15 protein-coding genes are annotated in these 11305 nt (G+C 41.0%); 11 read left to right on the forward strand and 4 right to left on the reverse strand.

The features are described from left to right. The 4 genes from K5Q34_RS11190 to K5Q34_RS11885 form a co-directional block, all read right to left on the reverse strand. Positions 1-463: DUF2815 family protein (locus K5Q34_RS11190; RefSeq protein ID WP_398578132.1), on the reverse strand; the 463-nt coding region annotated here is incomplete at its 3' end. A 4-nt stretch (positions 464-467) separates the two neighbouring features. After that, positions 468-1589 carry a DUF2800 domain-containing protein gene (locus K5Q34_RS11195; protein ID WP_105142782.1) on the reverse strand — a complete coding sequence of 374 codons (1122 nt, stop codon included), beginning with the start codon at positions 1587-1589 and terminating at the stop codon, positions 468-470. After that, positions 1582-1905 (reverse strand): hypothetical protein, encoded by a 324-nt coding sequence (locus K5Q34_RS11200; RefSeq protein WP_015057750.1) that lies wholly within the window; start codon positions 1903-1905, stop codon positions 1582-1584. The genes K5Q34_RS11195 and K5Q34_RS11200 overlap by 8 nt, the downstream gene beginning before the upstream one ends. Further along, on the reverse strand, positions 1880-2014 hold the full coding sequence (locus tag K5Q34_RS11885) for a hypothetical protein (RefSeq protein ID WP_260619455.1): 135 nt from the start codon (positions 2012-2014) through the stop codon (positions 1880-1882). The genes K5Q34_RS11200 and K5Q34_RS11885 overlap by 26 nt, the downstream gene beginning before the upstream one ends. Before the next feature lie 289 nt (positions 2015-2303). On the opposite strand from K5Q34_RS11885, the gene K5Q34_RS11205 reads away from it, so the two are divergent. The 11 genes from K5Q34_RS11205 to K5Q34_RS11255 all read left to right on the forward strand — a co-directional run. After that, positions 2304-4589, forward strand: a complete 2286-nt coding sequence (locus K5Q34_RS11205) for a phage/plasmid primase, P4 family (RefSeq protein ID WP_221865018.1) — start codon at positions 2304-2306, stop codon at positions 4587-4589. A gap of 285 nt (positions 4590-4874) precedes the next feature. After that, entirely contained in the window at positions 4875-5156 is a 282-nt protein-coding gene (locus tag K5Q34_RS11210; RefSeq protein ID WP_221865019.1) for a VRR-NUC domain-containing protein, read from the forward strand. Next, a complete protein-coding gene (locus K5Q34_RS11215; protein WP_221865020.1) occupies positions 5137-6513 on the forward strand; it encodes a DEAD/DEAH box helicase in 1377 nt (458 codons plus the stop codon). The genes K5Q34_RS11210 and K5Q34_RS11215 overlap by 20 nt, the downstream gene beginning before the upstream one ends. Continuing rightward, positions 6506-6982, forward strand: coding sequence for a hypothetical protein (locus K5Q34_RS11220; RefSeq protein WP_221865021.1), 477 nt, complete (start codon positions 6506-6508; stop codon positions 6980-6982). The genes K5Q34_RS11215 and K5Q34_RS11220 overlap by 8 nt, the downstream gene beginning before the upstream one ends. A gap of 192 nt (positions 6983-7174) precedes the next feature. After that, positions 7175-7402, forward strand: a complete 228-nt coding sequence (locus K5Q34_RS11225) for a hypothetical protein (protein WP_221865022.1) — start codon at positions 7175-7177, stop codon at positions 7400-7402. A gap of 88 nt (positions 7403-7490) precedes the next feature. After that, positions 7491-7673: a DUF6900 domain-containing protein gene (locus K5Q34_RS11230; RefSeq protein ID WP_221865028.1), complete on the forward strand. Its 183-nt coding sequence runs from the start codon at positions 7491-7493 to the stop codon at positions 7671-7673. A gap of 47 nt (positions 7674-7720) precedes the next feature. Further along, positions 7721-8758: a methionine adenosyltransferase gene (gene metK, locus K5Q34_RS11235; protein ID WP_221865023.1), complete on the forward strand. Its 1038-nt coding sequence runs from the start codon at positions 7721-7723 to the stop codon at positions 8756-8758. A 1-nt stretch (position 8759) separates the two neighbouring features. Further along, positions 8760-9125, forward strand: coding sequence for an HNH endonuclease (locus K5Q34_RS11240; protein ID WP_221865024.1), 366 nt, complete (start codon positions 8760-8762; stop codon positions 9123-9125). A gap of 298 nt (positions 9126-9423) precedes the next feature. Beyond that, the gene (locus K5Q34_RS11245) at positions 9424-9885 is read left to right on the forward strand and encodes a helix-turn-helix domain-containing protein (RefSeq protein WP_221865025.1); all 462 of its coding nucleotides are present in this window, start codon (positions 9424-9426) and stop codon (positions 9883-9885) included. Then, positions 9857-11113: a site-specific DNA-methyltransferase gene (locus tag K5Q34_RS11250; protein WP_221865026.1), complete on the forward strand. Its 1257-nt coding sequence runs from the start codon at positions 9857-9859 to the stop codon at positions 11111-11113. The genes K5Q34_RS11245 and K5Q34_RS11250 overlap by 29 nt, the downstream gene beginning before the upstream one ends. Continuing rightward, positions 11110-11305: DNA cytosine methyltransferase (locus tag K5Q34_RS11255; protein WP_221865027.1), on the forward strand; the 196-nt coding region annotated here is incomplete at its 3' end. The genes K5Q34_RS11250 and K5Q34_RS11255, both read left to right, overlap by 4 nt.

The raw sequence follows: 11305 nt of genomic DNA on the forward strand, positions 1-11305 counted from the left end.
TTTGCAAGTTATTCAAACCGCAAGCAATCCCTTTATTGCCATTGGAATTAAATGCGTAGAAGGTAATAGAAGCACGTCCGTAGATGCCTGAATACAATTCTGATGTATCAATGATTTCTTGACGATTGCCATCAACCACACCAGGTTTGTGTGGAGAGTTGGCATTCACAAAGTAAGCATTTTTGTATGCTTCATCATCAGGGCGTTCAAGATCACCGTCACGTAGGGGAGTTTTCAGAGTAGATAATGCAGGTACTGATTTACCGTTGCCTTTAAGTTTTGACTCACCTTCTTTGTATGCTTGCTCAATAGCAGCCTTGATTTTGTTAATGGTGACTGTATCATCTTTTGGGATGATGAGCGAGGCACTGTACTTGGGAGTGCTACCGTTAATTGACTTTGGCTCATTGGCATTTAAGTAGCTGAAGCGAGTGTTTGGTCCTGTAATTACTTTAGTTGTCATATAGTTAATCCTCTTTGAATTCATGTTTTGCTAGGTTCATCTCTTGACGGCTATCGTCAATTGGAACGAGTGTTGGTTTACCACTTGGTTTTATTATGAGACCACCAAGGAGGTCATTAAAAGTTTTCTTGCCAAGTAACTTAGTCATGGCAGTTATAGTGAGTAGTTTTTTCTCAAAAGGGTCAAAGCCTGCTTCCATCACAGCTTGACTCACGGCTGACTCATCTGAGAATTTACGAACAGAGCGACCTTCAACCAGTTTGTATCCTGGGATGTGATGTCCATCTGTTGCTTGATTTAATGCATAAGTTTTGATGTCGTTTGCCCATGAAATCAACAAGTCTAGTTTAGGCAAAATCTCTGCAATGTCCTCGTTATCAAGGGAAGCTGGATTCGCAAACTCCATCTTGGCAAGAGCCAAATTATCCTCCGCACGTTTGCGACAGATATTCTTTAGTTTACAGAATTGGCAGTGTTTACCAGACTGCATATCCCCCTCACCCTTGAATGCAAGTTTAGCTTTTGGGGCGAGTTCATTTTCTGCCCATTCAAGCAACTCAGTCTTTTCTATCTCAAAGGTAGATATGTTATGTTTTCGTGGTTGAAAGATTGTCATGGTAACTTTATCGAAATCATAAAGTCCATCAAACATCTCAAGTGCTCCAAGTGCATAACACATCATTTGAGGGTTGTGGTCTGCATCAACTAGAACACCAAGCCCGTGCTTGTAGTCAATTACCTGAAGAAGTCCGTCCGCCACGATGAGGCAATCTCCAGTTCCAAATCCTTCAGGTACCCACTTAGAAAAGTCCAGTCGTTGTTCGACAAGAACTGTAGGGTCACGAGAGTAGCCTTTGGCTTTCTCAACTTGCTCCATGACATAGTTGCGGTATTCTTCTGCGCAATTCTGCATTTCATCGTTATAAAATGTTAAATCCTCAGTCGGATCACGCGCATTCCTACCTAGAGCCTTATCAACTAGATAAGCACACAACTCGTGAGCATCAGTACCTTCGAGAGCAAAATCAGATGTTGTATCAGGCAGTTCCTCTGTAAGTCGAACAGATGGTGGGCAGTTCAACCAACGATGTGATGCAGATGCGGATAGAATTGCGTGGTTAGTCATTACCAATCCCTCCAGCTTCTTCAAGGACTGCCGCAAAGTGTTTAGGGTCAAGCGCTGATAGTGAAGAAGCACCGTAAGCATTTAGAAGAGCACGAACCTCATTCTTAAAGCCATCTTTAGCTTTAGTCGCAAGGACAGCACGGATATCCTCCAATTGAATTTCCTTTTGTGGTTCAGATTTGGGTGATATTGGTTCAGGAACTGTTTCTTCCTCAGAAGAGAGGAGTTTCTTGAACTCATCCACCAAGCGAAGGTAGTACTTTGCGGTTTCTTCCATATCATGAATTAGTCTATTCAGTTCTTTCATTTTGCTCATTGTTTTCTTCCTCCATAATTTTCCGAGCGAGTAGTTTTGAGATGACGCTGATAGCGATGAGAGTATCAGCTACGTCTTCATCAGGTTTGATGTATGGTTCGTTTATCATATTTGGACCTCCTATCTTACTGAGTAAGGTTTTGATTAATTTTTCCACTTTGCAAGAGATTTTTTTTAGACATATCTCTTACACATTACTAAGTAGAACCAAGTGATGTTTTTCCGTTTGATTTGAAAAATTTTTGAATATCAAAAAAGTTTCCTGTGCAATTTAATAGGAAACTTCTATTTTTTTGAATAATTTTTTTCTGAAAGAGCGGAAAAATTTGTCAGATTCTTACTTAGTAAGTTAAGAAGATATATTTCTAAAATTACTGCAAAAATATGGAGGGTGCATAATGCAATTTACCTTATCTCATTCTGGACAGACTGGGGTTCAGACAACCACTGTCTACCCCAATCAAGTAACTATTACTGATGAAATATCGTTACAAACTGTTGCGCAATTTGACCATGTGGCAGGGCTGTTTTTAAACAATACACGCTCAAATGCCAAATTCATCCAGTCGGACGTTTTGGTCATGGATATTGATAATCACCACTCTGAGAATCCAGATGAATGGATGACGGTTGAGCGATTAAAAGAAATCTTTGCGGATTATAAGTTTGCCTTGGTAACTAGTCGAAATCATATGAAGGCTAAGGCAGGAAAAGCTCCAAGACCAAAATATCATATCTACTTCCAAATCAATGAGGTGACTGAGAAAGACATCTATGTTGCCATGAAGGAAGAACTTTGTAATCAGTACAAGTTTTTTGATGATAATGCCAAGGATGCGGCAAGGTTCTTCTTTGGGAATACAAATGCACAAGTTATGTGGCATGATTCATGGCTAACTATAGATGAAGATTTGTTTCAAACTGTTTCTATTGATGACGAGGAAGATTTCGATGCAGACTTCTATACTCCTCCAAGTGGACCGATCCAGCAAGGGAGTCGTAATTCAACGATGTCTGTATTTGCAGCTAAGATTGTCAAACGGCTAGGCGTGACCCAAGAAGCTAGGGATGGTTTTGATGAGCAGGCACAGAAATGTGTACCGCCACTTGATAAAGTAGAGTTAGATACCATTTGGGGTAGTGCTGTGCGATTCTACAACAGAACTATAAAAACATCTAAAAGTTATGTGGCTCCTGATGCTTTTAATCGAGAAACTTTAAAACCAGATGATTACTCGGATGTTGGGGAAGCAGGAGTTCTTGCAAGAGAGTATGCGAACAGGCTCGCTTATACCAATGCAACAGACTATCTTTACTATGATGGGACTCACTGGCGTGAGAACAAGCAGTTGGCATTAGGTGCAGTTGTGCACTTTACTGATGAACAACTTGCTGAAGCGAATGTACTCTTGGAATCTGCAGAGAAGCAACTTCAGTCTTCAGGTATTGATGAATTGACTATTAAGGCTGGTGGAAAGCGACTAGAAAATGCAGTTGAAACTCCACTTCAATTGAAATATTTAAAAGCCTATCTAGTAGCTAAAGAGTTCCATAAATTTGTTATGAAACATCGTGACTATAAGAATTTGATGGCTGTCTATAATACAGCTAAGCCAATGCTTTCAGTAGAACTGTCAGAATTAGATAGTGATGACTTATTACTCAATACTCCAGAGGCTACCTATGATCTACGAAAAGGAATAAATGGGTCACAAGAACACAATCCTGAAGATTATATAACTAAAATGACAGCAGTCTCTCCTAGTGATCAGGGAATGGGATTATGGCAGGAAACTTTAGCTACCTTTTTCTGTAATGACCAAGAATTAATTGAATATGTTCAAGAAATTATTGGTATGGCAGCCATCGGTAAGGTCTATCAGGAACATATGATTATTGCCTACGGAGGTGGGGCAAACGGTAAGTCTACTTTTTGGAATACCATTGCTCGTGTGCTAGGGAGCTACTCAGGGAAATTATCTGCGGATGCTTTAACCATGTCAAACAAGCGTAACGTGAGTCCTGAGCTTGCAGAGCTTAAAGGGAAACGTCTGGTCATTGCTTCTGAAATGGCTGAGGGTATGCGACTCAATACAGCTGTTGTTAAGCAGATTACCTCAACAGATGAAATCCAAGCGGAGAAAAAGTACAAGGATCCATTTCACTTCGTGCCATCACACACGCTGGTTCTTTACACCAACCATCTGCCTAAAGTAGGGGCGAACGATGATGGAACTTGGCGACGTTTGGTTGTAATCCCATTTAATGCCAAAATCACTGGTCGCTCTGACATCAAAAACTTTGCGGACCATTTGTATGACAATGCGGCTCCAGCAATTTTATCTTGGATTATCGAAGGTGCAGAAAAAGCCATCAAAGCGAACTTCAAAACAAAAGTACCAACTGCTGTATCATCTTCCGTCAAAGCTTATCGTGAGGCCAATGATTGGTTAGGACACTTCCTTAGTGATTGTTGTCAAATTGGTGATCAGTTGACAGAAAAATCAGGAGAACTATACAGTCAGTATCGCGCCTATTGCGCCAAAAACATGGAGTATACACGTAGTACGACCGATTTTTATTCTGCACTTGAGCAGGCAGGGTTTAAACGAAAACGGACAAGTAAAGGTAACTTCATTCTTGGTTTGAAATTGGTTGAAGAAGGCTATGATTTCTTAGATTAATGACCAGCATTGTTAGCCAACTTACCTCCACAAGAGCGGTGCTGGACTAATTTAGGAGTGTAGGTCGTTGACTGAATGGTTGGAACTTATTTTGAATAAGGGTTCAGAAAAATGAATTAAACGACTAGCATGAGTGACATTTTTTGATTTTGTGTAGGTCTATTATGGTCTTTTCTAAAACTATCCTATAAGCAAAAATTACTATAAAAAAAAGCCTATAAGAGGAGTTTTGGAAATGACTGCACTAGACCTACACACTTCAATTTGATGAAAGGATTTAGAACAATGAGAGAAAAGTACGTTGAGCAAGCCTTGGTGAAGTTTGTGAAAGCTCGAGGAGGGATTTGTCCTAAGTGGGTATCACCATCCTTTTCTGGTGTGCCAGATCGCTTGGTGTTTTTACCCAAAGGCAAGTTTGGCTTGGTGGAAGTAAAAGCTCCTGACCAAAAGCCAAGGATGTTACAAGTGTCAAGACATAAACTGTTCGAGCGGTTAGGTTTCAAGGTTTACGTTATTGACCGAATTGAGATGATTGGAGAGGTACTAGATGAAATTGATATTACATAACTATCAAGTAGTCGCCAAGGACTTCATCATAGCTCACCCTTATGCAGCAGTCATCTTAGACATGGGGATGGGAAAGACAGCAACAACCTTGTCTGCAGTAAATGAGCTGATGTTTGACCGATTTGAAGTCACTAAGGTTTTGGTTATTGCCCCACTTCGAGTCGCAAATACTGTTTGGAGTGATGAGATTGAGCAATGGGCGGAGTTGCGTCACTTACGGTATTCGAAAATTGTGGGAACACCAAAGCAACGAAAAGTAGCTCTTCAGAAAGATGCGGACATCTATATCGTCAATCGTGAAAACCTCCCTTGGTTGGTGGAACAATGTAGTCCCTATTTCAAGTGGGATATGGTAGTGATTGATGAATTGAGTTCTTTCAAGTCTTGGCAGTCCAAGCGTTTCAAAGCCTTTATGGCAATGCGTCCTCACATGAAACGTATTGTTGGGCTGACTGGAACACCAAGCTCAAATGGGCTAATGGATTTGTTTGCAGAGTTTAAAGTCATTGACGGAGGAGAACGTCTTGGTCGGTTCATCGGTGAGTTTCGTAGTCGTTACTTTGAAGAAGGTCGTCGCAACGGAAACATTGTCTATGAATACATCCCTATGGACTATGCAGAGTGTCAAATTCAAGACAAGATTAGTGATATTACCATTTCCATGAAAGCCCTAGATTATTTGGATATGCCTGATTTGATTTCAACCAAGAAACTGGTGCGTATGTCAGAAAAGGAACAAGAAAAGTACAGTCAGTTTAAGAAAGAGTATGTATTGTCAGAGTTGGATGGATTAGAAGTAACTGCCGCAAATGCTGCAAGCCTAACAAACAAGTTAGTTCAGTTATCCAATGGAGCAGTATATTCAGATGATCATACGGTTGTGCCACTACATGAACAGAAACTAGATGCCCTTGAAGATATCCTTGAATCCGCAAATGGAGAGCCTGTCTTAGTGGCCTATTGGTTCAAACATGACTTAGCTCGGATTATTAGTCGTTTAGAAAAACTCAAGGTAAAGAGTAGGGTGCTGAAAACAGAAGAAGATATTCGTGAATGGAACAAGGGAAATGTCCCAGTTGGCTTACTTCATCCAGCTGGAGCTGGTCATGGGTTGAACCTCCAAAAAGGTGGTCATCACTTGGTCTGGTTTGGTTTAACATGGTCTTTGGAATTATACCAACAAACAAATGCACGACTTTGGCGTCAAGGCCAGGAGGCTGAGACAGTTGTCATCCAACACATTGTGACTGTAGGAACGATTGATGAGGAAATCCTGAAGGCACTAGAAAACAAAGATGCACAACAAGAACGGCTGATTGAAGCTGTTAAAGCACAAGTAGGAGGGGCAGATGGATAAGGCAGAGCACATGTTAACGAATTACAATGAACTTAAAAGTGACTTGGAGATGTTAAAGTATCGTTTGGAACATTTCAAACCAGTGACAGAAAATGAGGTTATTGGATCACTCGTTTTTGAAAAATCTGATGAACCTAGAGTTAAAAGTACACCTACCAATCAACGGTCAGAGATGATTGCGCTGAATTTTCGTGAGAAGATGATCCAGGAAAATGAGGAACAATTGGCGGATTTATCGCAACGGTATATCCGATTGGCTAATGACCTTGATAATTTTGAGATGGCTTTAAAATTTCTAAAGGGAGATTTGTATGATTTTGCGCAATCCATGCTTAAGACAGATAGTAATTGGGATAGCTTGATGAGAGAGTTTCATATTAGTCGAAGTACAGTTAGAAATTGGCGACGTAAGGTCTTAGACCATGTTAGGGAAGTGTATATGAAAATGGGATTTTCTTTGGAAAGGTAACCTCTCCCTGACCTCTCCCTGACCTACCAGTAACCTACCCCTGCACTAAGTGTGACCTAACATTGACCTCACTTTGTCAAAATTTGTGGTAGAATTGTAAGTGTCAAAAAAGATAAAAATCTCCCTCAAATGACTGGATATTCTTTGGCTGATAGGGTAATATACACCTAGAAAAAACTAAGGAGAATAACCATGTGGACTGACGGACGGATTGATTATCAAGGACATAAAGTGGATTACATTGCTAAGGTTAGTCCCCAACCTTCAGAGGTTGGAATTGACCTTGGATGTGTTTTCAAATTAGATATTGAAGTAGCTGAAGAAACAATCGTTTCTTACGACAGAGGATGGGAAATCTATCCTGAAACAGAAGAAGGTGAAGCCATTCTCGAGGCGGTTTTGTTGGTTTTAACTGTTTAAAATTTCTTTAAATTAATGCAGAAAAGACTGGATATATCTCCTTTTTAGAGTTAATATGTACACAACAAAAGAAGAGGAGAACAATAGCGTGACAAAACGCCAACAAGAAAAACTCAATGCCCTTTTAACAGAGATTGCTAAGGAAGAACTACTAGTTGAAACTTTGGAAAAACGCTGGAGCGACAACCTCGATTTCTACGATGTTTCGGTTTGGGTAATCAAAAGAGCATTGGAGAGAGCCTACGAAGCAGGCCGACAATCAGTAAAATAAACCAAAGCCTAGCCTCATAAAGGTTGGGCTTTTTGCGTGGAGGAATTATGATTATTACTAGTGAACAAGTGTCAGTTGGACACCCAGACAAAATTTGTGATCAGATTTCAGATGCTATTGTGACGGAGTGTCTCAAGTATGACAAATCAAGTCGAGTTGCAGTTGAAACCTTAATCAAGGATAACCAAGTTGTGGTAGCTGGTGAAATTTCAACAAGACATTGCTTTAATCTCGAGAACATTGTACGTCAGGTTGTCGAGCCACTTGGTATGAAGAATGTTCGGGTAACTAACCTACTTGGACTCCAAAGTTCTGATATTTCCCAAGGTGTTGATATTGGCGGTGCTGGTGACCAAGGGATGATGTTCGGTTATGCGACAGATGAAACACCAGAGTACATGCCACTTCCTTATGTCTTAGCAACACGAGTCCTTGAGAAACTGATGTCACTTGGTCATCCCTTACTTGGAAAGGACGCTAAAGCACAGGTATCCTACGATTATGAAAAAAAACGGATTGACACCTTCTTAGTTTCCATCCAACATACCGAAACGGCTGACATTGCCAAAGTGAAACGAATTGTGACTGAAGCCATGATGTCAGTGGCTCATCGTTACCGTCAGAATCTAGATTTCAAAGTTCTAGTCAATCCAACTGGACGTTTTGTTCTTGGTGGCTCATTTGCGGATGCAGGAGTGACTGGACGTAAAATCGTAGCGGATACCTACGGTGGTTTCGCACATCATGGTGGTGGTGCCTTCTCTGGAAAAGATCCAAGTAAGGTTGACCGCTCCGCAGCATACATGGCACGAAAGATTGCCAAGGATATTGTTCGTGAAGGGTATGCGAAACGATGTGAAGTACAATTAGCCTATGCCATTGGAGTTGCAGAACCAGTGTCGGTGTATGTAGAAACCTTTGGAACCAGTCGCTACACCACACAACAACTGGAAGGAATGATTCGTGAGCGGTATGATTTAACACCACGAGGTATCATTAAGGAACTGAATCTCTTGAATGTAGACTACACCAAAACATCTTGCTTCGGGCATTTCACGAAAGACTATCTACCTTGGGAGAAGTAAAATGCCAAGAAGACCAAGTACACCTTGTAAACAAAATGGTTGTCCTAACCTAGTACCTTATGGTCACAGGTATTGTGCGAACCATAAAGCAAACCACCAACTGGATGCCAAGTCAACCAAAGCCAAAGGATACAATGCCCAGTGGAACAATGCACGACTGCGTTACTTAAAAGTTCATCCACTCTGTGTTCAATGCAACGCCAAAGGTCGACTGACCAAGGCAACTGTTGTTGACCATATCACGCCCCACCGAGGTGATCAAGAACTCTTTTGGAATCAATCTAACTGGCAAGCACTTTGTAAGTCATGTCACGACCGCAAGACCAAGACAACTGACCGATATGTGGAGTATTCGTATCGATTTTAGTCTTGGTGTTTCGTTCCAAAAGTATCTCATTTTTCATCCATTGGGGGAGGGGGGATGAAATCTCTAAACCCTTGGGAGACTAAGACCGACGCCCCCTCAAACGTGCAATTTCGCAAAATTCGCAAGCGGGTACATTAAAATCGCTTCATTTAGACGTTCCTTCCCACCGTTATCACGTTTCTAGTGTGGGGATGTAGCGTTCCCTAGTATGTAATTTTGGTAATAAAATAGTGAAAAAGACTAGAAACAATGTAGAAAATAGTTGTTTTTAGTCCTTTTTTGCTGGAAAGGAAAACAAATGGACGAAAGTCAACGCAAACAAATCTGGAAAATGCGAGCAGAAGGTCTTGGTTATGGATTCATCGGAAAGGCTACAGGTTTATCTAGAGATTCCGTTAAGAAATACTGTAAACGAAATCCAGCATTGCTTGGTCATGGTACTGCTACAAAGCAAATGGCAAAAGCCGACCAGAATGATGGGCTTCGTTGCCCTCAGTGTTATCAAGCACTTAATACTCACAAAATAGGTAGACCAAAGAAGTTCTGTTCGGATAAGTGTCGTAAGGTTTGGTGGACCACTCATTCTGACGAACACGATAAATCAAAAACCGCATATGAAGATTTGACTTGCCATCAGTGTGGCGGGTCATTTTTATCTTATGCCAATCCAAATCGAAAATATTGTAGCCATTCGTGTTACATTCAATCACGCTTTTATAAAGGAGAAATCAATGACAAGTCAACCAACAATGGAAATTAGAGAGATTCGATTATCTGAACTACACCCAGCCTCTTACAATCCTCGGAAAAAACTCAAAAAGGGTGATAAGGAGTATGAAAAGATTAAGCAAAGCCTACTCAAGTTTGGTTACGTTGACCCCATCATCGTCAATAAAGACTTGACGGTAATTGGTGGTCATCAACGATTAACTGTATTGAAGGACTTAGACTATGAAACCGCCAAATGTGTCATTGTCGATTTATCTAAGGAAGATGAAAAGGCCCTAAACATTGCCCTTAACAAAATCACCGGTCAATGGGACGACCAGCTTTTGGCGGATTTGCTTTTGGATTTACAGGAGTCGGATTTCAATCTCGACCTGACTGGTTTTGAACCACCAGAAATTGATGACATTCTCTCTAACATTCATGACAAGGAGTTATCTGAAGATGACTTTGATGTGGACGAGGAGTTGAAGAAACCGACAGTAGCAAGACGTGGGGACGTCTGGCAACTTGGTAAACACCGAGTGATTTGTGGCGACTCTACGAAAGCTGAAACATATGACCAACTGTTAGGTGATAAAAAGGCAAATTTAGTTGTGACAGATCCTCCTTATAACGTTGATGTAGAAGAAACAGCTGGAAAGATTCTCAACGACAATATGCCGGATAGTGACTTTTACCAGTTCCTCTTTTCAATGTTCACTCAAGTAGAAAAACATATGGAAGCTGATGCCTCCATATATGTTTTCCATGCGGATACGGAAGGTCTTAACTTTAGAAAAGCTTTCAATGATGCAGGTTTCTATCTCAGTGGGTGTTGCATTTGGAAGAAGAATTCACTTGTCCTCGGACGTAGTCCCTACCAGTGGCAACATGAACCATGTCTCTTTGGTTGGAAACAAAAGGGAAAACATAAGTGGTTCAGTGACCGTAAACAAACAACCATTTGGGAATATGACCGTCCTAAATCCAGTAAGGACCATCCAACGATGAAACCCATTCCGCTCATGGCCTATCCTATTCAAAATTCATCCATGCGTGGGACGATTGTTCTTGATCCATTCCTTGGTTCTGGTTCAACTCTAATGGCCGCAGACCAAACTGGTCGGGTTTGTTACGGCATTGAGCTAGATGAAAAGTTTGTGGATGTTATTGTCAAGCGTTATATAGAGTCAACAGGAAATCATAACGTGACGGTGTTGCGCGATGGACAGACTTTGACCTTTGATGAAGCCTATTCAATGATGGAGGTTACGGTATGAGCCTAACCTTTCTTGATTTCTTTGCAGGTGTGGGTGGTTTTCGTCGTGGTTTGGAACTAGCAGGTTTCAAATGTATCGGTTACTGTGAAAAGGATAAGTTTGCACGAAAATCTTATGAAGCAATGTATGACACGAAAGGAGAATGGTTTCATGACGACATCACAAGCATTGACCCAACACAACTTCCAAAAG

The sequence above is a fragment of the Streptococcus sp. 2018110 genome (assembly GCF_019754115.1).
GTDB lineage: Bacteria > Bacillota > Bacilli > Lactobacillales > Streptococcaceae > Streptococcus > Streptococcus hashimotonensis.